This is a genomic window from Enterococcus sp. DIV0236 (assembly GCF_050558525.1).
Classification (GTDB): domain Bacteria; phylum Bacillota; class Bacilli; order Lactobacillales; family Enterococcaceae; genus Enterococcus; species Enterococcus faecalis.
This window is the reverse complement of the sequence record NZ_CP187891.1, coordinates 396,085-422,088: the sequence shown is the minus strand read 5'-3', so window position 1 is coordinate 422,088 and position 26,004 is coordinate 396,085. Positions and strand designations below refer to the sequence as shown.

General features: G+C 38.8%; 25 protein-coding genes. 6 read left to right on the top strand and 19 right to left on the bottom strand.

What is annotated here, in order from left to right; genetic code table 11:
• Window positions 1-285: 285 nt before the first annotated feature.
• Window positions 286-1,149 carry an RluA family pseudouridine synthase gene (locus IGK27_RS02120; RefSeq protein WP_002364824.1) on the top strand — a complete coding sequence of 288 codons (864 nt, stop codon included), beginning with the start codon at window positions 286-288 and terminating at the stop codon, window positions 1,147-1,149.
• A gap of 123 nt (window positions 1,150-1,272) precedes the next feature.
• On the opposite strand, the gene IGK27_RS02115 is transcribed toward IGK27_RS02120, so the two are convergent.
• From IGK27_RS02115 to IGK27_RS02095, 5 genes are all read right to left on the bottom strand, one after another.
• Window positions 1,273-1,827, bottom strand: coding sequence for a GNAT family N-acetyltransferase (locus IGK27_RS02115; protein WP_002361240.1), 555 nt, complete (start codon window positions 1,825-1,827; stop codon window positions 1,273-1,275).
• A gap of 10 nt (window positions 1,828-1,837) precedes the next feature.
• Window positions 1,838-3,358, bottom strand: a complete 1,521-nt coding sequence (locus IGK27_RS02110; RefSeq protein WP_002386142.1) for a phosphoglucomutase — start codon at window positions 3,356-3,358, stop codon at window positions 1,838-1,840.
• Window positions 3,359-3,391: 33 nt separating this feature from the next.
• Window positions 3,392-3,847 carry an arginine repressor gene (gene argR, locus IGK27_RS02105; RefSeq protein WP_002355509.1) on the bottom strand — a complete coding sequence of 152 codons (456 nt, stop codon included), beginning with the start codon at window positions 3,845-3,847 and terminating at the stop codon, window positions 3,392-3,394.
• A gap of 141 nt (window positions 3,848-3,988) precedes the next feature.
• The gene (locus IGK27_RS02100; protein ID WP_002355507.1) at window positions 3,989-5,506 is read right to left on the bottom strand and encodes an ABC transporter permease/substrate-binding protein; all 1,518 of its coding nucleotides are present in this window, start codon (window positions 5,504-5,506) and stop codon (window positions 3,989-3,991) included.
• Complete coding sequence (locus tag IGK27_RS02095) at window positions 5,507-6,460, bottom strand: ABC transporter ATP-binding protein (protein ID WP_002361238.1); 954 nt, start codon at window positions 6,458-6,460, stop codon at window positions 5,507-5,509.
• 236 nt (window positions 6,461-6,696) lie between these two features.
• On the opposite strand from IGK27_RS02095, the gene IGK27_RS02090 reads away from it, so the two are divergent.
• Window positions 6,697-7,716, top strand: coding sequence for an acyltransferase family protein (locus IGK27_RS02090; RefSeq protein ID WP_002355505.1), 1,020 nt, complete (start codon window positions 6,697-6,699; stop codon window positions 7,714-7,716).
• 164 nt (window positions 7,717-7,880) lie between these two features.
• Here the strand turns inward: IGK27_RS02090 and IGK27_RS02085 are convergent, their stop codons facing one another.
• The 4 genes from IGK27_RS02085 to IGK27_RS02070 all read right to left on the bottom strand — a co-directional run bounded on the left by IGK27_RS02085 (window position 7,881) and on the right by IGK27_RS02070 (window position 12,300).
• On the bottom strand, window positions 7,881-8,114 hold the full coding sequence (locus tag IGK27_RS02085) for a hypothetical protein (protein WP_033626586.1): 234 nt from the start codon (window positions 8,112-8,114) through the stop codon (window positions 7,881-7,883).
• A gap of 144 nt (window positions 8,115-8,258) precedes the next feature.
• A complete protein-coding gene (gene pepV, locus IGK27_RS02080) occupies window positions 8,259-9,674 on the bottom strand; it encodes a dipeptidase PepV (RefSeq protein WP_002358655.1) in 1,416 nt (471 codons plus the stop codon).
• Window positions 9,675-9,807: 133 nt separating this feature from the next.
• On the bottom strand, window positions 9,808-10,542 hold the full coding sequence (locus tag IGK27_RS02075; RefSeq protein WP_033626587.1) for a pseudouridine synthase: 735 nt from the start codon (window positions 10,540-10,542) through the stop codon (window positions 9,808-9,810).
• Between the two features lie 108 nt (window positions 10,543-10,650).
• Window positions 10,651-12,300, bottom strand: a complete 1,650-nt coding sequence (locus IGK27_RS02070) for a putative polysaccharide biosynthesis protein (RefSeq protein WP_002364837.1) — start codon at window positions 12,298-12,300, stop codon at window positions 10,651-10,653.
• 203 nt (window positions 12,301-12,503) lie between these two features.
• On the opposite strand from IGK27_RS02070, the gene IGK27_RS02065 reads away from it, so the two are divergent.
• Window positions 12,504-14,030, top strand: a complete 1,527-nt coding sequence (locus IGK27_RS02065; RefSeq protein ID WP_075320380.1) for a UDP-N-acetylmuramoyl-L-alanyl-D-glutamate--L-lysine ligase — start codon at window positions 12,504-12,506, stop codon at window positions 14,028-14,030.
• A gap of 65 nt (window positions 14,031-14,095) precedes the next feature.
• Here IGK27_RS02065 and IGK27_RS02060 read toward each other — a convergent pair whose 3' ends face one another.
• The gene (locus IGK27_RS02060) at window positions 14,096-14,668 is read right to left on the bottom strand and encodes an alpha/beta hydrolase (RefSeq protein WP_002358653.1); all 573 of its coding nucleotides are present in this window, start codon (window positions 14,666-14,668) and stop codon (window positions 14,096-14,098) included.
• A gap of 30 nt (window positions 14,669-14,698) precedes the next feature.
• Between IGK27_RS02060 and IGK27_RS02055 the strand changes: the two genes are divergently transcribed.
• Both IGK27_RS02055 and IGK27_RS02050 read left to right on the top strand, forming a co-directional pair.
• Window positions 14,699-15,673, top strand: a complete 975-nt coding sequence (locus tag IGK27_RS02055) for a ring-cleaving dioxygenase (protein ID WP_002361234.1) — start codon at window positions 14,699-14,701, stop codon at window positions 15,671-15,673.
• A gap of 112 nt (window positions 15,674-15,785) precedes the next feature.
• Window positions 15,786-15,959, top strand: coding sequence for a hypothetical protein (locus IGK27_RS02050; RefSeq protein ID WP_002355495.1), 174 nt, complete (start codon window positions 15,786-15,788; stop codon window positions 15,957-15,959).
• A 75-nt stretch (window positions 15,960-16,034) separates the two neighbouring features.
• Here the strand turns inward: IGK27_RS02050 and IGK27_RS02045 are convergent, their stop codons facing one another.
• From IGK27_RS02045 to IGK27_RS02035, 3 genes are all read right to left on the bottom strand, one after another.
• Window positions 16,035-16,505, bottom strand: a complete 471-nt coding sequence (locus IGK27_RS02045; protein WP_002384891.1) for a C-GCAxxG-C-C family protein — start codon at window positions 16,503-16,505, stop codon at window positions 16,035-16,037.
• Between the two features lie 52 nt (window positions 16,506-16,557).
• Window positions 16,558-17,286: a YebC/PmpR family DNA-binding transcriptional regulator gene (locus IGK27_RS02040; protein WP_002361233.1), complete on the bottom strand. Its 729-nt coding sequence runs from the start codon at window positions 17,284-17,286 to the stop codon at window positions 16,558-16,560.
• Between the two features lie 130 nt (window positions 17,287-17,416).
• Window positions 17,417-17,926, bottom strand: a complete 510-nt coding sequence (locus IGK27_RS02035; protein WP_002366143.1) for a VanZ family protein — start codon at window positions 17,924-17,926, stop codon at window positions 17,417-17,419.
• 127 nt (window positions 17,927-18,053) lie between these two features.
• Between IGK27_RS02035 and IGK27_RS02030 the strand changes: the two genes are divergently transcribed.
• Window positions 18,054-19,880, top strand: coding sequence for a M3 family oligoendopeptidase (locus tag IGK27_RS02030; RefSeq protein ID WP_002399760.1), 1,827 nt, complete (start codon window positions 18,054-18,056; stop codon window positions 19,878-19,880).
• Window positions 19,881-19,904: 24 nt separating this feature from the next.
• Here IGK27_RS02030 and IGK27_RS02025 read toward each other — a convergent pair whose 3' ends face one another.
• From IGK27_RS02025 to IGK27_RS02000, 6 genes are all read right to left on the bottom strand, one after another.
• A complete protein-coding gene (locus IGK27_RS02025; RefSeq protein ID WP_002366141.1) occupies window positions 19,905-21,245 on the bottom strand; it encodes an MATE family efflux transporter in 1,341 nt (446 codons plus the stop codon).
• Between the two features lie 174 nt (window positions 21,246-21,419).
• Window positions 21,420-22,070, bottom strand: a complete 651-nt coding sequence (locus tag IGK27_RS02020; protein ID WP_002355481.1) for a uracil-DNA glycosylase — start codon at window positions 22,068-22,070, stop codon at window positions 21,420-21,422.
• Between the two features lie 86 nt (window positions 22,071-22,156).
• Window positions 22,157-23,557, bottom strand: coding sequence for an aminopeptidase P family protein (locus IGK27_RS02015; RefSeq protein WP_033626589.1), 1,401 nt, complete (start codon window positions 23,555-23,557; stop codon window positions 22,157-22,159).
• A gap of 12 nt (window positions 23,558-23,569) precedes the next feature.
• Window positions 23,570-24,331, bottom strand: a complete 762-nt coding sequence (locus tag IGK27_RS02010) for a DeoR/GlpR family DNA-binding transcription regulator (protein WP_033626590.1) — start codon at window positions 24,329-24,331, stop codon at window positions 23,570-23,572.
• Window positions 24,332-24,460: 129 nt separating this feature from the next.
• Window positions 24,461-25,306 (bottom strand): VOC family protein, encoded by an 846-nt coding sequence (locus IGK27_RS02005; protein WP_002355476.1) that lies wholly within the window; start codon window positions 25,304-25,306, stop codon window positions 24,461-24,463.
• Between the two features lie 42 nt (window positions 25,307-25,348).
• Complete coding sequence (locus IGK27_RS02000; protein ID WP_267589418.1) at window positions 25,349-25,945, bottom strand: nitroreductase family protein; 597 nt, start codon at window positions 25,943-25,945, stop codon at window positions 25,349-25,351.
• Window positions 25,946-26,004 lie beyond the last annotated feature (59 nt).

Sequence of the window (26,004 nt, the reverse complement as noted above, 5' to 3'; positions counted from 1 at the left end):
CTAGGTCTAAAGCATGAAAAATTCTTGAAAAACAATTTCAATGATCTTTTCGCTGTAGCAAAGGAAATGTGGCCTTCACTAGAGGTAAATAATTGCTTACGTTTAGAAACGAGTCTTTATTTAGCCTCTATTCTATCATGCTTTTCTTCGTTTTTTATGTAAATTTGTTTAAGAATCTCTCAAGGAACTGCCTTTCTAACAAATTTCAGCTTTTTTTCCGTTCTGACTTGACCTTTTGAGTAGCTTTGTTACACTAAATAGCGAATCAGTGAAAGGTGGGATTTGGTGGAATATTCAATGAGATTACCTGAAAATTTTTCAACAATGACTGTAAAAGAACTATTAGAAAATGAGTGGCTAGTCCCTCGAAAAGTGCGCCATTTTTTACGCACGCGAAAAAATGTCAAAATCAACGGAGAAACAGCTGCTTTTCATTTTCCAGTCCAAGCTGGCGATTGTGTCACCTTAACGTTTGAAGAAACCGATTATGTGCGTCCCACTATTCATTTGGGGGAAGCAACGCGTGTGAAGGTTTTATATGAAGACGAACATTTAATGATTGTAAATAAACCTTATGGCATTAAAACCCATCCAAATCAGCCACAGGAAACAGACACCTTGTTAAATCATGTTGCTGCCTATTTAGCTGAGAAAAATCAGGTCCCTTATGTCGTTCATCGATTAGATAAAGAAACCAGTGGTGCGATTGTCTTTGCTAAAAATCCTTTTGTCTTACCTATTTTAGGGCGTTTATTAGAAACAAAACAAATTTACCGTCAATATCAAGCGATTGTAGCTGGTCACTTTAACCAAAAAGAACAGACAATCAATCAGCCGATTGGTCGTGATCGACATGATCGCCGGAAACGACGGATTGATCCTCAAAAAGGGGATTCAGCGATTACACATGTCCAAGTGGTCCAAGCTCTTTCTAACAATCAAACCGCAGTTACCTGTGTTTTAGAAACAGGTCGGACGCACCAAATTCGGGTCCATTTAGCTAGCGAAGGGCATCCAATTATTGGTGATCCGTTATACAACCCAAAATCGCAGGCAGCTCGTTTAATGCTCCATGCTTCACAACTTCATTTACTCCATCCGTTTACAAAAAAACAAATCGTTGTGACTGCAGCGCCTGGCCTATGGTAAAAAAACAGAAGAAATCGGACGGTAACCGCCGATTTCTTCTGTTTTTTTATTTTACCGCACATTCACTGCTGAGAACGGCATATCTGCGTTTGCTCAGTGTCTTGGTGTTAAACAGTTCCTGAGCTAACTCTCAGCCTTAATCATTTGTAGCCACTCTTTTTGTAAAATTCCGTAATTGTAGATATCCAGCCATTGGCCATCTTGAAATAACGCTTCTCTATCAATTCCTTCTTTTTTGAAGCCTACTTTTTCATAAACATGAATCGCTTTTTGATTGTTACTATTGACAGCTAATCTGATTTTGTGCAAGCCCAATTCATAAAAAGCAAATTTACAAATTAAAGACACCGCCTCAAAGCCATATCCTTGACCACGTTGCTCTTTTTGTAAAATAGCAATCCCTAAATTGGCCCCTCTATTTTTCAACTGTACATCAGACAACGAGACCCAACCAATAAATTTCTCTGTCGTATTTTCTAAAATAGCAAATAGAAATCGATCATCTTCTCCTTTATTAATCGTGAAATCTTTCCATTCTTCAAGCCCCCACGGATGTAAAGCATCCCAGCTCAAATGCCGAAGCAATTCATTATCCCATTGCTGTTTTGCAATATGTTCGATATATTCTTCTCTAAAATGAGAAAAGCCAATGTGTTTTCCTTTTAAGACATTTTCCATAAGAACACCTTTAATTTCCTAAATTATTTTCTATTTGCTGACTATCTATTTCCTCGTATTTTTGTAAAAAAGTGGCAATTTTTTCGATGACACACGCATTTTTATCGCTTTGGTCATTCTCTACCTGAAGAACAAGCAACGGTTCATGCAGACTTAAGCGTAGCAAAAACCACCCACTGCCATATTGACCAGACACGTTTCCCCGAACACCTTCTTGGTTTTCACGGTCCACAGCAAAGTCTGCTTGATTTTCTACAAACAATTCAAAGTCTCGCAAGACTTGTTGCCCATAACAAGTCACATCCTCCGCAGTAATTTTGAAGCGAAATTCGTTGGTTTCTGCCGGTTGCTTCAATGTAGCAATCAGATCACCTAACGTTTGATTGTTTTGTTTCAATTCTGGTAACAACATTAAAATTTTCGCCACGACATATGCACCATCATCCAGATTGTAGTTTTCTTGAAACGCTGCATGACCACTGGTTTCAATGGCTAACGGCGTCTGAAAGCCCCCATGATTCAATTCAATCATTTTATTAATGACATTTCGGTAACCAGAAATATAACGAATCTGTTGGCCGCCTTTTTCTTCAATAAATGTTTTTAAATGACTTGAGGTTGGCGAATTTGTCACAATATAACTACCAGGCGCTTCTTTTAAAACAATTGCCGCTAAAACAGCAATTAAATTATTTCGGTTTAGTACCTCACCTGATTGGTCCACTACGGCCGAACGATCTACATCTGTATCAAAAATAATGCCCAAATCTGCCTGATTAGCTAAAACAGCTGTTTGAATACTTTTCATTGCTTCAGAATTATCTGGATTAGGTACATGATTAGGAAAATGCCCATCTGGTTCTAAAAACTGTGATCCCGTCGTATCAGCGCCCAAAACTTGAAGAACCTGCTCCGCAAAGAAGCCCCCAGCCCCATTACCCGCATCAACGATAATTCTAAAGCCCTGTAAAGGTTTCTCTTCTGGCGAATGAATTCCTTGGCGAATTTTTGCCACCAAATGCTCCGCATAAATTGGCAGTAACTCTTGCTTCATCAGTGTGCCATTTTCATTGGCTGTCAGCGGATCAGTATGAGATAAAATATACCGAATATCTTCTTTCTCTGCTCCACCTTCTGCTGTGAAGAACTTCAAGCCATTAAAGTAGTAAGGCAAATGGCTAGCTGTGATCATAATCGCTGCATCACATTGAAGCGTTGGAAATTGAGTAGCCATAAACATAGCAGGCGTCGTAGCTAAACCAACGTCAATCACCTGAATACCTAATGAAAGAAACGTATCTACTAATGCTTGCTTAATCGGCTCCGCCGTTAGACGACTATCATGTCCGATTGCAATTGTCAGGCGCTGTTGTGCCTTTCGTGGCAGCTGTTTTTTATCCTGTAACCAACGAACCACGCCCACCGCAATCTCGGCTACTGCTGTTGCGGTTAATGTTGCAGTTTGCTCTTCCGTATCCAAAGCAATTCCCCGAATATCCGAACCATTTTGTAGCGCTTTCAATTCTACCAAGAAAAAAACTCCCTTCTATTGATGCTTTCAATTTTAAAAAATCATATTTTCGATGCGTTCGATAAAGTGTTCCGCATCCTCTTCTGAACGTGTAATCACAATAATTGTATCCGCACCAGCCACTGTACCAGCCACTTCTGGATAAGCTACTTCATCTAAAAAGTTACTCACCACATCGGCATTTCCCATCTCTGTATGCAAGATGACAATAAATTGTACTCGCTCCATTCGAACAACTGAATCTTTTACTGATTCTCGTAATTTCTCTTCACTGCTTGTGCCTTGTGCTTGAGAAAAAATTGCATATTTGACACGACCATCTGCACCATGTGTTTTAACAATACTCATTTCACGGATATCTCTTGAAACAGTCGCTTGAGTGGCTCGGACGCCAAGTTCTTCCAAACGAGTGATTAATTCATCTTGTGTTTCAATTTCTTGTTGCATAATTAATTGTTTAATCAAACGTTGACGTTCTGCTTTTTTCATATAGACCACTCCTCTCCATTCATTTCTTTTATTATATCCAAAAATGAGTAAAAATACAGGTACTTTTCACATTAAACTCTTTATTTATCTGAAAAAGACTGGATAAATGTTTATATACCAGTCTTTTTCAGTAAAAAATACTTATTTAAGAAGATTCTTTTCTTTTAAATAGTCTTTCGCCACTATGCTAGGATCTTGCCCTTCCACATTGACTTGATAATTCATTTCACTCATTTCTTCTTCGCTAATTTTTCCTGCCAATTTATTCAATATTTCTGCTAATTCTGGATATTTTTCCAACGTTGCTGTTTTAATAAGTGGTGCTCCTTGATAAGGCGGAAATAGCGCTTGATCATCTTCTAACGTTACTAAATCGTATTGTCTCAATTCACTATCCGTTGAATAGGCATCAATCACATTTACCTCACCATTATTAATCGCTTGATAGCGTAACGCCGGTTCCATCGATTGGACATTCAGATTTAAATGATATTTTTCTTGTAATCCCTTATAACCATCTTGCCGATCAATAAATTCTAACGTAAAACCTGCTTTCAACTGATTGCTAATTTTCTGTAAATCACTAATCGTTTTTAATTGATGCGCTTTTGCAAATGAGCGCTTAACTGCGACGGCATACGTATTTTCATAGCGCATCGGTTTCAACAAAGTAAGGTTTTCTTGTTTTTTCAAGCCAGCGCGTGCCGCTTCATAGACTACTTGAGGTTGATTGTCTAGCTGAGGAGGATTTTTTAAAAAGGTTTCGATCACTGTTCCTGTAAATTCCGGATAAAGATCGATTTCATCTGATTTCAAGGCATTATATAAAAAAGTAGTCTTGCCAAAGTTTGGCTTTAACGTCACCTGAATGTCGCTATTTTCTTCAATTAAGGCTTTATACATATTAATAATAATATCTGGTTCCGCTCCTAATTTGCCAGCAATTGTCAGCTGCTTTTCCTTTGAAGAAGTTTGTTGATTCCAGAAAAATGAACCACCTAACAAAAGGCCTAAAATAGTACCGCCAATGATTAGTCGCCGCCCATTCGCTTTTTCCAACCAATGAATTCCATAATTAAATAAGACTGCTAGTGCAGCCGATGAAAGGGCTCCAATAAAAATCAACGATAAATTATTTCGATCAATTCCTAATAAAATGAAGGTCCCTAAACCACCTGCTCCAATTAACGCCGCCAACGTGGCCGTACCAATAATTAAAACGGTAGCCGTTCGAATCCCAGAAATAATAAATGGTAACGCCATTTGCAACTCAAACTTAAACAGTTTTTCTTTTTTACTCATCCCAAATGCTTCTGCAGCTTCTTCTAACGAAGGATCAATTTCCGTCAAACCAGTATAGGTGTTTTGTAAAATTGGGAATAAGGCATAAATCACTAGCGCAACAATTGCCGGTGGTCGACCAATACCAATTAACGGAATCAGTAAGCCTAGCAAGGCTAAAGAAGGGATGGTTTGGAAAATCCCAGTCACTTGTAACAGACTTTCCGCTAACTTACGATGACTTGTTAAATAAATGGCTAAAGGAATTGCAATCAGCGCAGCGAATAATAACGAGATAAAGGACAATTGCATATGCTCGATTAACGCTTGCAGATATTCTTCTTTTCGAGCGAAAAAAGTTTCAATCAGTGCTTGCATCTACTGTCCCTCGCTTTCCAACAGCTGTTCCATAAAACGAGTAATCGTTTTTGAGGTGATACACCCTAAAACTTGTTGTTTTTCTACTAAATTTGCTTTCTCTTGTGCATTAATGAGTTGGACAATCTCTTTTAAATTGGTTTCCATGAAAACAGTTGGCACTGGCTCAATCGTCTCATCTGCGGCTTCTAAAAATGCAGTCAAGTCAGCGCCACAATAGTTCGCTAGTTCTGGCGAAGATTGTTTGAAAAATTGACCGACAAAATTATTTTTCGGATGTTTTTGAATGGCTTCTGGCGTATCGACTTGAATAATTTTGCCAGCGTCCATAATACAGATGCGCTCCCCTAACAGTAAAGCTTCAGTCATATCATGGGTCACAAAAACAATGGTACTCGCTAATTCCTGATGAAGTTCTTTCACCAAACGTTGAAGATGATGTCTTGAAATCGGATCTAGCGCGCTAAAAGGTTCATCCATTAAAATCACTTCTGGTTCGGCTGCAATGGCGCGTAAAATCCCGATACGTTGTTGTTCGCCTCCTGAAAGCGCTGCTGGCTTACGATGCAGATATTCCTCAGGATCCAGCTGAACTTTTTTCAATAGTTCAATGGTTCGCTCTCTGCGTTGCTCTTTGGGCCATTTTTTCATTTCAGGAATCAACTCAATATTTTCCGCCACGGTTAAGTTAGGAAATAAGGCAATTTGCTGAAGAACATAGCCAATTTTTAGTCGTAATTCACGTAAAGGGTAGTTGGTTACCGCTTGTTCATTGAGAGCCACTTCACCTGTCGTTGGCTCAATGAGCCGATTAATCATTTTCAAAGTCGTCGTTTTTCCACTACCACTCGGCCCTACTAATACAAAAAATTCGCCTTGTTGGATTGTTAAATTCACATCGGACAAAACGGCATTTTCTTGATATACTTTTGAAACATTTTGAAATTTTATCATTTATTTTCACCGCATCTTTCACTTCTTAATAAACAAAATCTTTGGAGGATCGTCACTCTTTCAGTATAATTTAAGACTAACATCCTGCCTAATTTTTTGTTTTAAGCGCAAGTATGTGGGGGCTCATTTAACAGCTGCCGGTTCGTATCTACAATTATCTACTCAATGAATGGAAAAATTGTCCTCTTCTGCCTTAAACAAAAGTGAACTGTTTTCTACTAAAAGGAGTGATCGTTATGGAAAACGACAAGCGAATTTATAAATGGGACAACGTGAAACTTTTTTTAATTTTCTTAGTGATTTTTGGGCATATTTTAGATCGTGAAGCTTCTCCTTCACGACTCATGGAAACGATCAACTTTTGGATCTATTCATTCCATATGCCAGCCTTTATTTTTGTCTCTGGACTCTTTAGTAAACATGCAATTAAACAACGAAAATATCTACGCTTACTTTCCTTTGTTTGGCTTTATCTCTTAGCGAAGTTGTTGATTACGCTTGCTAATTTCGCCTTTGCAAATAAAATGAATTTTGATTTACTGAACGAAACAGGCGTTCCTTGGTACTTACTTTCCTTAGCAAGTTTCTACTTAATTACCATCTTTCTTCAGCGCGTTCAGCCGAAAATCATGTTGCCAATCATCATTGTTATCGGCTGCGCCTCAGGCTATTTACCTGTGGAAGGTTTCTTGTCTTTAGGACGGACTCTGGGCTTCTTCCCTTTCTTTTATTGTGGCTACTTAATGGATATTCAAAAGCTACAAACCTTTTTAGATCATCGCAAAGTCAAATGGGCAGCGATAGGCGTAATTTTAAGCTCCTTTTTATTTGTAAATAGTCAATGGTCATTGGCAACGAAATTTTGGGGCTTCTTAACTGGTTGGGCTTCCTACGCTGAAATTAGTCCGGCCTTTGAATACAGTAGTTTCATTCAGCTGTTCTTTTACGTTGCTGCAGCATTGGTGTCTCTTTCTTGGTTTGCATTATTGCCGAAACGAAAGTTACCTTTAAGCGCCCTCGGAAAAGATACCCTCTACCCTTATCTCTTGCATATGCCCTTAATTATTCTGTTGGAAAGTGGTTTGCAATTAGACACACTCTTTAAAGAATGGTTTACTTTCCGAATCCTGGCACTTTTCTTCTTAGCCCTCTTCATTTTAGCTATTACGAATATGCCTGTGGTGAAACGGGGAGCGGATTATCTTTTTAATCCAATTGCGTATGTGTTGCCAAAACAATGGTTAAAAGTTAAATAAAAAAAGAAGAGCGTGGGACAAAAATCACTTTGGATTTTTGCTCCACGCTCAAAAACTGTTAAACGGCGAGAGTTGCAATGTTTCACTGTGAAGCATGAACAGATGAAATCATCGTACCTACTTGGTTTTTGGAGCTAAACACTTTTATCTCAGATTTTTTTCAACTATTGAAACAATCCTTTAATTTTATCAAACAAACCATCGGCCGTTGTATCAGCTAACATCGCTGTAATTTTATGATAGTGTTCGCCTAACTCATCTTTATGTTCTTCAATGAATTGTTGCGCATGTTCCACGTTACCTTCTCCAATTAAATCTTTTGCTTTTTGAACTAATTCTTCTACGTTCATTTTCACACGTCCTTTGATTAAATAGTTAACAATAAGTGTTTCACTCATTGCCTTTTCTCCTATTTATCGTATCGTGGGATCCTTTGATTTGCAAGAAATTTTCAGTAAATTGACGGTTCTGATTTTGGGTTTTTAAAAGGCAAAAATTGCAAAAAAAAGCTGTTTTCGAAAATCGAAAACAGCTTTTTTACTTTACTTCGCTAAACGATAAATCGCATCTGCATAAATAGCAGCTGCTCGGAATAAGTCATCTAATTCCATAAATTCGTTGGCTTGGTGCATTGTGTCTGTGTAGCCAGGGAACATTGCGCCATAGGCAACACCACGTTTTAATAAGCGGCCATAAGTACCGCCACCAATGATTTGTTCTTGGCCTTTTTCGCCTGTATGGTCTTCGTAAACTTGTAGTAACGTTGCCACCAATGGATCATCAACTGGTACATAATGCGGTTCTTGGTTGCGATCTCCTTGTGTTGCAGTGACCGTTTCACCGACTGTTGCTTGAACTTTTGCTTGTAATTCTTCTGCTGAAGTTCCTTTTGGATAGCGGAAGTTTAATGTTACTAAGCTATTTTCAGGATTTTCTGGATCAAAGTTAACAATCCCAGCGTTCATTGTCAATTTACCCATTTTTTCGTCTTCAAAAGCCACACCTAATTTTTCGCCATAAAAATCTTCATGGATAAATTCAGCAATGGTATTAATAAAGCTGTATGCGCCTTCTGCAAAGCTGTAATCATTTAAGAAAGTTGCCAAGAAAGTCGCTGCGTTAATTCCAGATTGTGGGCTAGCACCGTGAGCACCTTTACCAACTACATGGAAAGTCACTGTTTTATCTGAAAGTTCTGCGTTACCTGAAATTTTTGCTTCTTGTTTGATGAATGTTTCAAAGCTAGCAGCTAGTGAAGCCGCTTCGTCTGCTGAAGCAGCCGTTACAACAGCATCTGCTGTTCCCGGAACCATGTTTTCACGTAAGCCAGATTTGAAGCTTTCTAATTTATAATCAGCACCGTTACCGCCTCGGAAAGTTAAACGAATCGTCACATTTCCTTTTTCCCCATTAATAATTGGGAACTCAGCATCTGGTGAGAAACCAAAGTCTGGCGCTTCTTCATGTTGGAAATAGTAATCCATATCGCCCCAGCCGCTTTCTTCGTCACTTCCTACTACGAAACGGATTTTTTTAGACACGGGTAAGCCTAATTCTTTGATAATTTTCATTGCGTAATAAGCAGCCATACTTGGGCCTTTATCATCGCTTGCACCACGTGCATAAATTTTGCCATCTTTAATGACTGGTTCATAAGGATCTGTTTCCCAACCATCACCAGCAGGAACAACGTCCATATGACCAAAAATCCCTAACGTTTCGTCGCCTTCACCATATTCAATGTGTCCAGCGTAATTGTCGACATTTTTCACCGTAAAGCCATCACGTTCACCATACGCTAACATGTGTTTTAAGCCAGCAACTGGTCCAGGTCCAAAGGGCGCTTCAGGTGTTGCTTGTGCATCATCACGTTCACTGTTGATCCGTAATAAGTTTTGTAAATCTTCTAATAAGTCGTCTTTACGTGCTTCGACTTCTTTTGTCCAATCAATTGTCATTTGTTGTCACTCCTATTCATAAAGTTCTACATAGTCAATCATACCATTTTATGCAGAAAAAGAAAGAAACCCGACACTATTTTTCGAGAAAATTTTTATCTTTTCCGCAGAAAGGGCTGGGTTTTTGTTTATTTTAATTGAGGTATGATTGTTTAGGTTGTAGTTGTTGCAATTCGGCTTCTGTTAAGGGCCGATATCCCCCTAGTTCTAACGTTTCATCCAACCATAGTTCGCCCATTCGTAATCGTTTTAAATACGTCACAGGTTTGCCTACAGTGGCTAACATCCGTTTGACTTGATGGAATTTCCCCTCTTGAATCACTAAACGGACTACGGAAGTCCCTTCTTCCTCATTGATCGTCTCAATGACTAAACGACTTGGTTTAACCATTTCTCCATCTTTCAAGGCAAATCCTTGCGCAAACAGTTGACAATCTTCCGCTGTCACAAGTCCCTCAACTTCAGCTAAATATTCTTTATCCACATGCTTTTTGGGTGATAATAATTGATGCGCTAACTGGCCATCATTTGTTAATAGAAGCAAGCCTTCAGTATCTTTATCCAAGCGACCAACTGGGAACAAGTCGGCACGGTAATCCTGATCAGTTAACAAGTCAATTACCGTTTCATCTCGCTGATCTTCCGTCGCAGAAATGACACCTTGTGGTTTATGCAACATGTAATAAAAGAATTTCTGATACGTAAGAATTTCTCCCACCAAGGCAATTTGATCTGTTTCTTCATTTACTTGTGCTTTGGCTTCTTTTACGACGTCACCATTCACCGTAACGACTTTTTTCTTTAACAATTGTTTGATTTCTTTACGACTACCGATACCAACATCGGCTAAAAATTTATCTAAACGCATCGTCATTCCTCTTTCCTTTAAAAAAATAGCTTGGGACATAAATCGAATCGATCGATGTCTCAAGCCTTGTCTCTTAAGAGAATCTGCTGAAAGGAGTTCAATCAGCTATTATTTAATATTGAATTTTGCACGTAATTTTGCGGCATTTTTCCCTAATAAACGATCAGCTAAGCGAATCTTCAAGACCGAATAGCCATAAAAAGCGCCTCCTGCAGCAGCCACAATTACAACGATAATGAAGGCTTGGAAACGTCTAGTTGGATCTAAAAATAGATACAAGAACTGACGGAAAATCAAAGCGATAATCATCATGATGACTGTAATACAGAACATTAACAATGTTCGCCGTAAGGTTAATTTGTAATTAAAACGTGTCACTTGACGAATTCTTCTTAGAATCAATACGCAAGAAACCGTAAAGCCAATCATCGTTGCTAATAACGGACCGTAAACTTCAAATAAACGGATTGCGGGGAATTGCACGATTAATTTCACAGCTAAACCAATTCCTAAATAACGCATTGCGTCACGATTTTCATACATCCCCATCAACATATTTGACACTAACATATACAAGCCCAAGAATAAACTAGCGTAACAAGCTTGCACTAATAAAGAAGTGCCTAAAGCATCTGGCATGTAAAAAACAGTGTATAGTGGTTGCGCTAAAACAATCATACCAAACGTTGCTGGCAACATTACAAACACAAAAAGTTGTAAATTATTACTAATCAAACGCGCTAACTCACGGTGATTTTTTAAGGTGACCGCTTCTGTAATCAACGGTAATCCAGTAGCCGAAATCGAAGTTGCTAAAGCCACGACAATCATGGTTAATTTGTCCGGATTGGCATTAAAAATACCGAAAAGCTCTCGTAATTGGGTATCTGAATAATCCGTAAACAAACGCATAAAGTTTGAGAAAGTAAACTGATCGACAAGTTTAAAGACAGTCACTCCTGAGCCAACTACGATAAAAGGAATCGCCTCTTTAAAAGTTTCAATCAATAACTCTTTTGGAGCAATTTCATGTTCATTGGCGCTGTGTTCTTCTAAATAATCAAATAATGGTTTTTGTTTGTACATGTAATAACCTAAAACCGCAAAACTTGCGAGCATCCCAATAAATGCCGCAAAAGTGGCTTGGGTCACCGCTGTAACGTAATTACCTTCAAAGACTTTCATGATAATAAAAGCAGTTAATAACATGTAAAAAACTCGTGCTACTTGTTCAACAATTTGTGATAAAGCAAAGGGCATCATTTCTTGATTTCCTTGGAAATAACCGCGAATGACACTCATGCTTGGGAAAACTAAAACGGCTAAACTTAATGAACGCATCGTTGGAACTAATTCAGGTCCTCCGCCAGACAAAGCTGCTAATGCCGGAGATGCCAAATACATCACAATAGCAAAAACCACACCTAAGCCACCCATTAGTTGTAAGGCACGATAAAAAAGCTGTCGACTAATTTTATATTCGTTCAATGAATTATAATGCGAGGTCTGCTTGGCAATCGCACCTGGAATTCCGGCGGTAGAGATCATTAGGAATAAGGCATAAATCGTATACCCCATTGAAAACAAACTGTTCGCTTCGTTTCCGTGCTCGCCCATCCAAGCGTACCAGGGGATGATGTAAATCGCCCCTAACATGCGGGAGATAATATTACTAGCTGTCATCCAAGCTGAGCCTTTGACCATTTTTTCTTGGTTCGTCAGGATTGGTTGATCAACTGAATTTGGTTGATTGATCATTTTGTCCTCCAATATTCTTTGAGTATGCTTTCTTTATTTTAATTGTTCATCTTGGGATATGCAACGACTTTCTCGAAGAATTATCCTATTTTAACATTTCTCATGGATTTTCTCACGCTAACGAGATGGTTTTTTTAAAAGAAAAATAATGCTATAATGACATCAGTTTTGAAATTTCGTTGAAACGTTTGGAGGCAAAAAAAGTGACGATTTCATTATTCGCAATTCGCGATTGCTTAGAAAAAGAAGATTTATTAAAAGAATTTATTTCACCAGAAGGCTGGCACTTGACTCTTTCCGACACGTTAGGTCAACGAGAAGTAATGGCTCTTTCTTACGATTCGAGAGACGTAACAGCAGAAACACTCTTTTTTTGTAAAGGATTAAACTTTAAAGAAATCTATTTAGAAAATGCTGTAAAAGACGGCCTAGAAATCTATGTTTCTGAGGTGCCTTATGAGGTTCCAGCACAACTAGGAATTATCGTGACTGACATTAAAAAAGCAATGGCTGTGTTAAGCATGGCTTTTTATGATTATCCACAAAATAAATTAAAACTGATTGGCTTTACTGGAACCAAAGGTAAAACAACAGCGGCTTATTTCACCAAATATATTTTAGATGTTGCTACACAACAAAAAACAGCCTTGCTTTCTACCATGAATTCGACATTAGATGGCAAAACATTCTTTAAATCTGCCTTGACTACACCCGAATCTTTGGACTTGTATCGAATGATGGCAACCGCTGTTGCTAACGGGATGACTCATTTTATTATGGAAGTTTCTTCCCAAGCCTACAAAACTAATCGTGTCTACAAGTTATTTTTTGATGTCGGCATTTTTTTAAACATTACCCCCGACCATATCAGTCCAATTGAACATCCAACCTTTGACGATTACTTTTATTGCAAACGTCAATTGATTACACATTCTAAAGTCATTGTGTTGAATCACGAAGCTGATTATTTTCCATTACTTAAAGAAACCGCACAACAGCAAAAAGTCCCTGCCATTGTCTATGGCAGTCAGCCAGCTTCAGAAGTTGACTATTCATTCGCTGTTTCTTCAGAGGATTCCTTACGTTTTATCGTTGAAAGTCCTGCAGATGCGTTAGGATTGGCTGGCTCTTATCACCTTCGTTTAGGTGGTGATTTTAACAAAGGTAATTCGTTAAGTGCGGCGATTGCTAGTGTCCTTGTGGGAGCTTCAAAAGAAGAGTGTCAACAAGGGATCGCAGCAACCACCGTCCCTGGCCGGATGGAATCTTTAACGAATACCAACGGTGCAACCGTCTATGTTGATTACGCTCATAACTATGACAGTTTGAAGAATCTTTTAACCTTTGTCCGTGAAGAACATCCTGACGGCCGCTTAATTGTTCTTGTCGGTAGCACGGGAGACAAAGCGATTTCTCGCCGCAAAGACTTTGGTAGGGTTCTTTCTGAATTGGCTGATGTTGCAGTCCTAACAACCGATGACCCAGCCAGTGAAGATCCAGCAAAAATTTGCCAAGAAATTCAAACCCATATTACCAAAGAAATGCCTGTTTACACCGTTTTAGATCGTGGCGAAGCAATTGCTCACGCATTATCTTTAAGCACAACGGCTGATGATGCGATTGTCTTAGCTGGTAAAGGCGCCGACCTTTATCAAAAAGTAAACGGCGTAGATGAACCTTACGCAGGAGACTTTGCCCTTGCGGAAGCTTTCATTAATAAAAAGAACTAAATTATTTAAACACACATAAAAAAACAAGCTGCAACCACTTATCAGCAAAGGTTGCAGCTTGTTTTTTAAAGAACTTCTTTTATTTTCGTTACTTCTTCTTCTGATAAGCCATGACCGCCATCAACGAGCAAAAAGTCAACTGGAAAATGTTTCTTTAATTGGTTAGCTAAAGAAAGAACTTGTCCCGGAATACTCAACTCATCCTGAGCCCCTGTTGTGACAATCACTTTTGTCGCAAACTCACCAGATACATATTGATAGCCTAAATTGCTTGGATGCAGTAAAATAACAGTGTTAGCAATAGTCGGGTTCTTTTCTAACAGGCCTAAAATAAAATTGGCACCGTTAGAGTACCCTATAAAAATAACTTCATCGTATAACTTTTGCGGTTGCCAAACTTCTTCTAGAAACGCAGTCACTCGCTCATCAAAGTTAGCACGAGGTAATGCTCCATTGACTAATGGCGCAAAAAAGCGTCGCTGTTCGCCTACACCTTCTGTTCCTAAGTAACTTAGAACACTCGCTTCTGGATAAAGGGTTGCGATGGTCGTTAATAATTGATATTCATTGCCACCAGTACCATGGAAAGCGACAACTAATTGATTAGGTTTCGACCCTTTTTGAAAAAATTGTTTCATTTAATAAACCTCCAAGAAAGGAATTTTACTATGTATGCACAAATTCATCACATCTCTATTTTAAATCGATTGATAAAGCCTACATTTGACTTCTATCATAATACACTGGGATTAAAATTACTAATGAAAACGATCAACCAAGATGACCACACCATGTATCACTTGTTTTTCTCAGATAATGAGCAACGAACAGGTACCGAATTAACTTTTTTTGAATTGAATGATGGCCAAGATCAATCCTTTGGGACAAATACGATTGAACGAACTATTTTAAAAGTACCAACGCGCGCCTCTTTGGATTTTTGGGCAGAACGTCTTGAGCAAGCGGGTATCTGCCACTATGGTGTGGAAACATTTAACCAACACCCAATTTTGCGTTTTGAAGCGCCCGATAATACGCAAATGGCGCTTGTTCCGTTACGTGAATTTGAAAATGCGGAAGATTATTTTCCAGCTGAACATGCTGAAATTCCAGTAGAACATGCAATTTTAGGCATTGATGCAATTCAATTACGCGTCCAATATGCCGCAGCTACCAAACAACCTTTAGTGGATTATTTACATTGGCATGAAAAAGAAACAGTACCTTTTTTTGAAACTGCGCATGAAGTAACCGTTCTGGAAAATCATCATCCACAGTTTTATCAAGAGGTGCATATCATTGATGACCGTACCAATCCGCTTGCCATTGAAGGAATTGGTGGCGTTCATCACGTCGCCTTTGGGGTGGAAGATACGCAAGAATTAACGCAAGTTGATAGCCTGTTAGAGGAAAAGAATTTTACAAACTCAGGAATTAAAGACCGCGAATTTTTCAAATCATTGTATTTTAGAGAACCGAACCACTTGTTATTTGAAGTAGCCACACAAAAAGGCCTGCTAGATGCCGAAGCCTATGAAAATCAAAGTTCAAACTTTGATGAAATCCCCCTTTATTTGCCTCACTTTTTGGCAGATCAAAGAGAACGAATCGAAGCGATTTTAGCACAACAACGCCATGAGTAAACAAAAATAGCGGTTCGAACCGCTATTTTTGTTTTTTAATATCCTATTATTGCCCTTTTTTGAAAAAAAGGAGTACACTAATAGTAGATGAACTGCGCAAGGAGGTGAGTACATGTTATCTAAGGAAGAAGTTCTACACTTATTGAACGAAGCAAAAAAAGAAGTCGATCGTTTAGAAACAAACCGCCAAGAAGATTTAGGTAATTCAATCAACTATATTGAAAATGAATTACAGCTCCAACGTGTCTTATCTCAAGTGGAAGCTTATGAAAAAGTACTTGGTTAATTGATTACGTATTAAATGAGAGAGGAGCAACCAGATTCAGGTGAATGAATCTGGTTGCTCCTCTCTCATTTTTTACTAGACTAATTCGTAAGCAAGTTCTCGTGCAATAATTTTTGCGGTTGTTTCAGCGATTTCTCCAGTAAAGCCAATGCATTGTTCCATATGTTCAGGTGAACCCATCGTCATTTTACTTGTCAAAATACTGCAGCAAACCACTCGATGCTTTTGTCGAAAACTTTGATGCAATTCGTTGGCTAAAGCCATCGTTTTATTTACTTGTTCTCCTTTGGCTTCTGTCCGACCAAAAAAGTAGCCCAGACACATAACCCCGCCTGAAAGAGCACCACAAATACACTTCGCTCCTCCAACACCTACAGGAAACCCAGAAGCCATGGCCACAGCTTCAATGGGAATCTCCGCATCGAAGTGTTGCCGAATGGTCGCCACAATCGCTTCCGAGCAATAAAAATCACCGTTACGATAATAGGCTTCCGCTTCTTCCCTGATTGCTTGTAAACAAATTCTCTTTTTCAAAATGCCCTCCATTCTGTACCCGCTTTCATTTTATGAATAAAAGGATGCCAAGCATCCCTTTATTTTATAGATTTTCTGCAGAGGTAAATACTTCTGACACATCATCATCGTCTTCTAACTTGTCAACCAAGCGCTCTAATTGCGCTTTTTGTTCATCGTTCAAGGTTAGTAAGGTTTGCGGAACCATTGTTAATTCAGCTTGTGCTAATGAATAACCTGCTTGTTCTAAAGCATCGCGAACCGCTGTAAAATCTTCTGGTGCTGTGTAAATTTCAAATACTTCTGGTGATGTTTCTAAATCCTCGCCGCCTGCTTCCAAAACGACTTCTAGCATGTCGTCTTCCTCAATTGCATGATCTTCTCGCTTAATGACAATATAGCCTTTACGATCAAACATATAATTCACCGAACCCGTTTCACCTAAAGAGCCACCATTTCGAGTAAACGCGACGCGAACATTGGTGGCCGTTCGGTTGCGGTTATCTGTTAGTGCATGAACTAAAACTGCCACGCCACCTGGCCCGTATCCTTCATAAGTTACCTCGTCATAATGTTCCCCTTCACCAGCACTACTGGCTTTTTTTATGGCGCGCGCAATATTATCATTGGGCATATTGGCTGACTTAGCTTTATCGACTGCTAAACGTAAAGCAGGATTCATTGCGGGGTCAGGGCCACCTGCTTTTGCCGCCATATAGATTTCCCTTGAAACTTTTTGGAAAATTTTCCCACGTTTGGCATCTTGCGCATTTTTACGCCCTTGAATGTTGCTCCATTTGCTGTGTCCTGACATCCTTGATTCCTCCTGACTTTTCGTTACTATTCTCCTTTATTCTACTCTTCTTTTCAGTTAGGAACAAGCGCTACCAAAAAAAGACCCTCGCTTATCCATCTTTCTGACGAATAAACGAAGCTCTTCTAAATTAGCGTCTTCTTTTTTTATTTTTCTTCAAACCATGAACCACCAAACAAATAACGATGGCTGTCAAAGCACCCATGGCATCCAACATAACATCTTGAAAAAGAGGGGTCCTTCCGCCTGTGATCATTTGATGAAATTCATCTAAACCTGCATAGCCAGTAGCAGCTAGCCAGGAAACAACAGCTGTTAAAAACAGACCTTTGATTCTTGGCACTAATCCAATAAACCAACTACCACCTAATAGAAAATACGTACCAAAATGGGCTCCCTTACGAATAAAAAATTCAACAAATTTACTATAACCACTAGCTTGAATGCTCACTTCACTGCCAGCATATTGAAAAGAAATATTTTTTAATTGTTCTTCAAAAGGATGACTGCTCAGAAGTTTATCTAAAAGACCAACTTGTGATTGCTGTTCATACGTCTGTGATGAACTGAAAAATAAAATGGCCATAATTACAAACGCAATGACTAAATATAAATTACTATCTTTCAAATAATTTTTCATATAATCCTCTTTTCTTGGTTTCAAGTTGCCCCGTGCCTGCCACGGAAAATTCTTTTTTATTATAGTCGGTTTCGAGGGAAAAAGAAACAACTTCTCTTAGGTCTTATGATATACTGAAAAGAAAAAAATGAAAGAAGGATTGGATATGACCTATTCTATTACATGGGATTTAGACAGTATTTTCCCCAATGGGAGCGAGTCCAAAGAACTTAGCCAACGAATGACTCAATTAACCGAACAGACAAAAGAGTACCATCAATTAATCACAGAATGGACACCAGAAAGTGCCCAAGGCAAAGAACAATTTGCTGAAATCTTAACGTTACAAGGGAAAATCTCAAATGGCTTTTCACAATGTAATAGTTTTTTAACTGCTTTAATTTCTGCTAATACTAATGATACCAAGGCCAAAATTTTATCAGGCGATTTATACAATCTGTTGCCAGCGATTCAATTAGCTGAAACCATTTTTACTAAAAAAATCACCGAGATTTCAGCAGAACATTGGCAAGCCCTGTTAGCCGAAGAACCGTTTAAAACAATGGCTTTTCGCTTAAATGAATTGCGACGTGATGGAAAAAAACTGCTTTCCGAACAAGAAGAAAATATCATCAATACGCTTTCTCTAGATGGGTTAAATGCTTGGAGTACACATTACGATACGATTGTTGCTTCCATTGTGATTCCTTTTGAAGAAAAAGATGGCTCTGTGACAGAACTATCTGCAGGCCAAGCCTTTAACCGCATGATGGGAGATCCTGATAAAGAGGTTCGTCAACGTTTGTTTACAGCCTGGGAGAAAGCTTGGAGTGGCAAAGCTTCAATTTTGGCAGACACCCTAAATCACTTGGATGGGTTCCGTTTATCTGATTACAAATTGCATGGCACTACAGATTATTTAGAAAATCCCTTAAACTATAATCGAATGAGTCAAGAAACATTAACGGTTATGTGGGAAACCATCCAAAAAAATAAACAACCATTCGTCGACTTTCTAACGCGCAAAGCGCAATTATTCGGCAAAGAAAAAATGGATTGGCAAGACCAAGATGCACCAATTATTTTAGGTGATTTAGAAGAAAAAACGTATTCCTTTGATCAAGCCGCTGCCTTTATTTTAGAAAATTTCCGTAAATTCAGTCCGAAAATGGCCGATTTTGCCCAAATGGCTTTTGAAAAAAGTTGGATTGAAGCTGAAGATCGTCCAGGCAAACGTCCTGGGGGTTATTGTACAGAATTACCTGAAACACAAGAATCACGGATTTTCATGACCTTTGGCAATTCAATCAACGAAGTAGCTACTTTAGCCCATGAATTAGGTCACGCTTTCCATAGTAGCGTGATGTGGGATTTACCTTCATTGAATCGAGAGTATGCCATGAACGTAGCAGAAACGGCTAGTACCTTTGCAGAATTGATTGTTGCTGACGCCACCTTAAAAGAGGCCAAATCAGATGTTGAAAAGATTAACCTTTTAGACACAAAAATGCAAAATGCCATTGCCATGTTTATGAACATTCATGCGCGTTTTATCTTTGAAAATAATTTTTATCAAGCGCGCCAAAAAGGTTTAGTAGCGGAAGAAGATATTACTGAATTAATGTTAGCGGCGCAAAAAGAAAGCTACAAAGATAGTCTTGGCAGTTATCATCCTCATTTCTGGGCGAGCAAATTGCACTTCTTTATTGATGATGTGCCTTTCTATAATTTCCCATATACTTTTGGCTATCTATTCAGCATGGGTATCTATGCGTATGCCAATCAACAAGGCAGCTCTTTTGAAGACCAATACATTGCGTTATTAAGAGACACTGCTTCGATGACAAGCGAAGAATTAGCGAAAAAACATTTAAATGTTGACTTAACAAAACCTGATTTCTGGCAAGCCGGCATTGATCAAGTCCTAAAAGATGTGGAACAATTCATGACTTTAACTGAAAACTATGTAAACTAAGCAAAAAAGAAGCAGTAACCAACATCAGGTTACTGCTTCTCTTTTTTTCAAATAGTTTCGATATGCAAGGTAGCCCACAAGCATTAGTCCAAACGTAACAAATTCAACTACTGGCATGGCTAACCAAACACCGGTTAATCCTAGTAATTTCACCAAAATAAATAAAACTGGCACAATTAAAAAGAACCCACGCAAAGAGGAAATCATTAGCGCCATTTTCGGTTTACGAACTGCCGAAAAGTAATAAATCCCCATAAAATTCAATCCTGTAAACAAGAAGGAAATCGCATATAAGCGGATGGCTGTCCTAGCAATTTGCGCCAACTGGTCGTTCCCTTCGCTATTAAAGACCTCAATAATTTGTCCCGTAAATACTTGACTGATTAAAAAGAACAGGAAGCCGGCGACCAAGTACGTAATAAAGCTAAGTTTAACAAATTTACGCAACACCTTCGTTTCCCCTAAACCATAGTATCGGCTGAGTAATGGTTGCGCCCCTTGCCCAATCCCTGTAAAAATGGCAATCACAATAATATTGAGGTTGGCAACAATCGCATAAGCTGAAATCGCCACATGACCAACTAAGTTTAACAAAACAATATTAAATAAAAACATGACAAAGGCCGAAGAAAATTCATTTAAAAAGGAGGAAAAACCAATCGACATAATTTCTCGAACATCCTGAAATTTCACTTTAAACTTTTCAAAACGTAAAACTCGTTGCGGCGACCACTTATGCAACGTAATCAGGATTAAGCTTGTTAACGGTGACATCACCGTTGCAATGGCCGCACCTGCCATGCCCCACCCAAATTGATAAATAAAGACATAGTCCAAAATAATATTGACAATTCCCCCACTGACAAAAGCAATCGTTGCCAAACGAGGATTATGGTCATTTCTTAAAAAAGTAATCAGGCAATTGTTTAAAATAAATAATAATGAACAGCTAAGGTAAATCATATAATATTCCTTTGCCAAACCAAACAAGACACCGGTCCCCTGAAGTCCCCGAATAATTTGATCGGAAAAAATCAAGCTCACTAAAGTAAAGAGACTCCCTATAACGAAAACTAACCCAATCGTTAAACTAAAATACTGATTGGCTTTTTTGATTTCTTTTTGCGCAACCGTGGTCGAAAACAACGTAGCGCCGCCAACGCCAAACATCCAACCTAATCCATTAATAATATTAACGAGTGGTAAGACAATGTTAAGCCCCGCCAACGCCTCGGTGCCGATCCCATTTGCAATGAAAAATGTGTCCGCCAAAATAAAAATTGATTGCGCCGCCATACTTAAAATTCCTAACAGAACATTTTTATAAAACAACGCAGTAAAATGGTTTTGCTGTGTTTGCTCCATACCCAAATCTCCTTCTAACAAAAAAAGGACTCATTCTTTTTGCTTCAAGGCTTACGCAAAAATCAGAATCCTTCAATTATTCAACCCAGCGATTAAATAATCTGTCTATTTATTGATACTTCTAGGGTAGCATTCTCTCTTCGAAAAAACAACCATCCTTCTATTTTTCTCATTTTAAACTTTCTTAAGCAGTTGCAGTTGTTTTTGAACCACTTGCCAATCTTCTTTCACGACTTCTTTTAAACGATAATTATAAAAGACAGCTGCTGGATGGAAGAGTGGAATGATTTGATAGGTTTTCTGCGTCCAATGATAGTTTTGTGATTGCTCATCAAATGTTTGAATGGGCGACTGAATGACCGTTCCGTGCACTGCAGTGATTGTTGGCTTTGGTCCTAAAAGTCGTTGCAACCCAATATTCCCCAGTGTCAAAATTAGTTCAGGTTGGCAAACAGCGATTTCCCAATCAAGCAAAGGCGCAAAAATTTTGATTTCTTCTTTGGTTGGCGTTCGATTAGGAAACTTGGTTACTCTTTCTCCCGTTTTTGCAATCTGCTTCGTTTTTACAGAAAAAGGCCGACTCCTAACCGCACTGGTGATATACACCGTTTCACGACTTAAGCCAACTTGTTGTAATTGTTCCATCAACAATTGACCTGAACGCCCTATAAATGGTACGTTTTCTTTAATTTCTTCTTTTCCAGGTGCTTCCCCAATCAGCATCACTTTTGGCTGTTGCGGGCCTTGCCCTTCCACAAAACCTTCTAATGGTAAGTCTTTCGCTTTAGCTAAAACTGCTTTTTTCAGATGTTCAGGATAGTGCATTTACCATCACGCCTCTCTTCTGGTGTTCTTCCTTCGCTATATTGATTATAAATAGGACCCAAAAGAAACTCAAAAAAGGAGCCTACTCATTTAGGAGCTGGTTTTTCTACACACAAAGCTTTGTCTTTAGCTAAATAAAAAGGCCGTAAGTAACCAACTAAATTAGACATTGGTAAAACCTCCGATGGTAAATCGATCTTTAATGTCTCCTTTAAATAGGCTTTGCGTGTCGCAATCCGTTGCCACATGTCTGGATAAGTTTGCTGAATCTCTTTTTGCAGTGTTTCATCAGCCAAAGCCACACATTCTTCTGCACTCACCCCTGTATAACCAGGTACAGAAGGAATAATATCCACTTGAAAGAGCATGCCACTTTCCAAGCGAATGGCTGAATCTGGATAAATAGGCGACGACATCCATTCATCATCCGAAACTAAATGCCCAGGATTCAAATGCCAGTGATAGATTTCTTTTGGTAACTGTTCTTCAATCGCTTGGTACATTTCTCGCCCTAACAGTCCGATTCGAATGGTTTCAAGCCAGTGAACGACAGCTTGAAAATAGGGTTTTGCTACGCGCTCTAAATAATCACGTTGCGCTTCTGGCAATTGCTGCTCGTTTTCAATAACAAAACCTGTTCGGCTAGACAAGCCGCCTTTGTAGCCTGTAGTTAATGATAAGGCATCACCTAACTGAATTTCTTTGGCAGTCGGATACATGTTTGCATATTCAAAACGTTGACCAGTTGCCGCAATGGTTACTACCGTCGGCGTTTGACCTTCATCATTTAACAAAGCCCCAATGTCCGTTTCACGCTGTCCTATTTCAATTGCATTTAAGGCCTTTAACATACTGCGAGAAGCCAAATTCGCCCCATATTCATAGTGCGCCAATTCGTTGGCATTATTTGTTGTGCGGGCCCCCTTTGCTCCAATCAATAAGTGGGTCCCATTTAGTAAACGAGCTTCTTTCGGCAGCGCTTTTTTCAGTGCTTCGACAATAAAATATGGCACATCAAACATAGTAGCAGGTTCTTGCTGTTGTGTTGTAAACATTTTCCAACCAACAATACCTATTTTTTGAGCTGTTTCATCGAGAAGCGTTTCAAAAATCTGCGACAATTTTTGTTCCCCAGCCATTGGTTGATTCGGTAGCGAAAAAGCTGGATAATGAATTAAATCGGCTGAGATGCGGGCATGTTGGCACATTTTTAAATTTTCATTACCTAAAATAAGTGTCGCCGCACCATCCTTATTTAACACAAGGAGTCCTTCTTCAAACCTTGGAATAAAGCCAGTTAAGTATTCAAAATTACTGCCATGCTCTTTGTCTGCATAGAAAACTAATTGATCGAATTTTTCTGTTTCCATTCGTTGTAATACTTTCTGCTTGCGCGCCATCATCGTTTCATTCGTCAAATACGTTGGAAAAACATTCTCAAAAACAGTAGGTTCAGCAATATGTGTATAATTAATTTTTCGCTTCATTATTATCCTCCATTATTCATCTGCGACAATCAACGTTATGCCTGCTTGCGCTAACTGTTCACAGAATTTTTCATCAGGTCGTGTATCTGTCACTAAACAATCAATTTCTGTTAATTCGCAAATTTTAAATAAACCCGTTTTGTTTAATTTCGTTTGGTCTGCTAAGGCAATGACTTGTTTGCCTTGTCGAATCATTCGCCGTTTGACTTGACCTTCTTCTTCTGTGTGAATAAATAATCCTTGTTCAGATAACGCAAACACACCTAATAATGTATAGTCGGGGGCAAATTCCCCAACCTTAGCGACTGTTTCTGCCCCAAACAAAAAGAGTTGTTGTTTATGCAGTTGCCCAGGTAATACTGTAATTTTTGTCTGATCCATTTGCGCTAGAAGTAGCGCATGACTGAGAGAGTTCGTTATCGCGTGAATCGGACTATTTTCCATCGCTCGAATAGCTGCTTCCACCGTGGTTGATGAATCAAAAAAAATGGACGCTTGTTTGGGAATATTTGCCCAAACTTTTTGGGCAATCGCTTGTTTTTTCTCTGGATGCTTCATTATTCGTTGAGCATAATCATAAATAGTTGCTTCAGACTGCACTGAGATAGCGCCACCATGCGTTCTCTTTAAATGTCCTTCCTTTTCTAAACGAATTAAATCTCGTCGAATAGTATCTTTTGAAACGGAGACTTGCTCCGCTAACGCTTCCATGGAAATACTTTTTTGTTCATTCACTATTTTTTGAATCTTGGCTAAACGTTCTTCAATCAACATGCTTCCTCACCTCTTCTAAGTAAAGATAGCATCTTTTGCATTATTTTGCAAACAAATGCAAAATAATGCAAATAAGACAAAAAAAACTAGTCCTTCATTTTCTAACGAAGGGCTAGTTTGAGAGTGGTTTTAATAGGTAAATTGAATAATCATGCCGCTAGGATCTTCTAACGCAAGTAAATGATCTTTGGCAATAAAATGTAACTTTGCTTCTTCCGCATTGGCTTGGACTATCTCTAAATCTGCCGCAGTTGGTAAACGGAAGGTGTAATTTTCTAAGCCAAATTGATTTTCTTGAATCGTTGGCAGCTGTTTGCCGCTCCATGTATTTGTCCCAATATGATGATGGTACTGACCCGCTGCAAAAAACTTCGCTTGTTGACCAAAGTTAGACTTTAAGCCAAACCCTAAATTTTTATAGAACGTTTCAGTGGTATCTAAATCGGCCACTTTCAAATGAATGTGCCCAATTTTAGAACCTTCGGAAATTCCTAGCCAGTGACCGTCAGCTTCTGCAGCTAAACTATCACCGTCTAATTCTTCTGTCACACCGATAATTTCACCATTTGGACGAATATCCCAGACTTCTTCTGGTTTATCCCAATAAATTTCGATGCCATTATTTTCTGGATCACTTAAGTAAAGGGCTTCACTATAGCCATGATCTGCTGCGCCAATTTGCACATTTTCTTGCAAAAGCCACAGCAACATATTGCCTAAATCTTTGCGGGTTGGTAGCAGGAAAGCAATATGGTACAAGCCAGTGGTACCCTGATTTTCTTCCCCAGCTGTTAGTTCTTTTAAGACAAGAATTGCATCGTTGGTGCCTTGTGGCGCTAGCCAAGCACGTCCCTCTCCTTGTTTTAAAAGTTTTAAGCCAATTGTTTTCGTATAAAAGTTTACCATTTTATCTAAATCAGCCACTTTCAAAGTGACTTGTTGAATCCCAATATTACTTGGTAATGCTTGAACCATTTGCTTTCACTCCTTTCCTCTTTGTTTTACTAAAGCAATGATTTAGTTGAATTCTTTAAAACGAGCACTATCTTCCATGTATTCTTTTTCGCCAGCTGGCGCTTCAATGGAACCAATAACCATTTGTGCACGTAAATTCCAGTTTGCAGGAATTGACCATTCTGCAGCAACCGCTTCGTCAATGACTGGGTTGTAGTGTTGTAAGTTTGCGCCGATATTTTCTTGCGCTAAGGCAGTCCAAACGTTCGCTTGTGTTAAACCAGTTGCTTGTTCAGACCAAACAGGGAAGTTATCCGCATATAATGGAAAGCTATCTTGTAAGTTTTTCACGATATCTGTATCTTCAAAGAATAAAATTGTGCCCGCACCAGATGCAAAACCTTGTAATTTAGCTTGTGTGTTTGGAAATGCTTCTGCTGGAGTTAATGGTTTTAAGGCATCTTCAGTCATTGCCCATAATTTTTTGTGAGCATCGCCGAATAAGAACACAACACGTTGTGTTTGAGAGTTAAAAGCTGTTGGACTTTCTCTAACAACTTCTTTTACTAAAGCAGTTACTTCTTCTTTTGAAATTGGTAAGTTTTCTCCTAAAGCATAGATTGAACGACGGTTTTTCATCATTTCAGTAAATTTTGACATAATATGTTCATCCTTTCGAATTTCCTCAGTAAATTCATTTAATTTTGTTTACATGCTTA

Excerpts from the sequence above, each read along its gene's own strand:
- IGK27_RS02025 (WP_002366141.1), bottom strand. The coding sequence starts at position 21,245 with ATGGAGCAAACACAGCAAAACCATTTTACTGCGTTGTTTTATAAAAAT.
- IGK27_RS02115 (WP_002361240.1), bottom strand. The coding sequence starts at position 1,827 with ATGGAAAATGTCTTAAAAGGAAAACACATTGGCTTTTCTCATTTTAGA.
- IGK27_RS02050 (WP_002355495.1), top strand. The coding sequence starts at position 15,786 with ATGTTATCTAAGGAAGAAGTTCTACACTTATTGAACGAAGCAAAAAAA.
- IGK27_RS02055 (WP_002361234.1), top strand. The coding sequence starts at position 14,699 with ATGTATGCACAAATTCATCACATCTCTATTTTAAATCGATTGATAAAG.
- IGK27_RS02085 (WP_033626586.1), bottom strand. The coding sequence starts at position 8,114 with ATGAGTGAAACACTTATTGTTAACTATTTAATCAAAGGACGTGTGAAA.
- IGK27_RS02060 (WP_002358653.1), bottom strand. The coding sequence starts at position 14,668 with ATGAAACAATTTTTTCAAAAAGGGTCGAAACCTAATCAATTAGTTGTC.
- argR (WP_002355509.1), bottom strand. The coding sequence starts at position 3,847 with ATGAAAAAAGCAGAACGTCAACGTTTGATTAAACAATTAATTATGCAA.
- IGK27_RS02015 (WP_033626589.1), bottom strand. The coding sequence starts at position 23,557 with ATGAAGCGAAAAATTAATTATACACATATTGCTGAACCTACTGTTTTT.
- IGK27_RS02040 (WP_002361233.1), bottom strand. The coding sequence starts at position 17,286 with ATGTCAGGACACAGCAAATGGAGCAACATTCAAGGGCGTAAAAATGCG.
- IGK27_RS02095 (WP_002361238.1), bottom strand. The coding sequence starts at position 6,460 with ATGATAAAATTTCAAAATGTTTCAAAAGTATATCAAGAAAATGCCGTT.
- IGK27_RS02005 (WP_002355476.1), bottom strand. The coding sequence starts at position 25,306 with ATGGTTCAAGCATTACCAAGTAATATTGGGATTCAACAAGTCACTTTG.
- IGK27_RS02100 (WP_002355507.1), bottom strand. The coding sequence starts at position 5,506 with ATGCAAGCACTGATTGAAACTTTTTTCGCTCGAAAAGAAGAATATCTG.
- IGK27_RS02030 (WP_002399760.1), top strand. The coding sequence starts at position 18,054 with ATGAAAGAAGGATTGGATATGACCTATTCTATTACATGGGATTTAGAC.
- IGK27_RS02020 (WP_002355481.1), bottom strand. The coding sequence starts at position 22,070 with ATGCACTATCCTGAACATCTGAAAAAAGCAGTTTTAGCTAAAGCGAAA.
- IGK27_RS02070 (WP_002364837.1), bottom strand. The coding sequence starts at position 12,300 with ATGATCAATCAACCAAATTCAGTTGATCAACCAATCCTGACGAACCAA.
- IGK27_RS02045 (WP_002384891.1), bottom strand. The coding sequence starts at position 16,505 with ATGGAGGGCATTTTGAAAAAGAGAATTTGTTTACAAGCAATCAGGGAA.
- IGK27_RS02075 (WP_033626587.1), bottom strand. The coding sequence starts at position 10,542 with ATGCGTTTAGATAAATTTTTAGCCGATGTTGGTATCGGTAGTCGTAAA.
- IGK27_RS02010 (WP_033626590.1), bottom strand. The coding sequence starts at position 24,331 with ATGTTGATTGAAGAACGTTTAGCCAAGATTCAAAAAATAGTGAATGAA.
- IGK27_RS02000 (WP_267589418.1), bottom strand. The coding sequence starts at position 25,945 with ATGTCAAAATTTACTGAAATGATGAAAAACCGTCGTTCAATCTATGCT.
- IGK27_RS02035 (WP_002366143.1), bottom strand. The coding sequence starts at position 17,926 with ATGAAAAATTATTTGAAAGATAGTAATTTATATTTAGTCATTGCGTTT.
- IGK27_RS02090 (WP_002355505.1), top strand. The coding sequence starts at position 6,697 with ATGGAAAACGACAAGCGAATTTATAAATGGGACAACGTGAAACTTTTT.
- pepV (WP_002358655.1), bottom strand. The coding sequence starts at position 9,674 with ATGACAATTGATTGGACAAAAGAAGTCGAAGCACGTAAAGACGACTTA.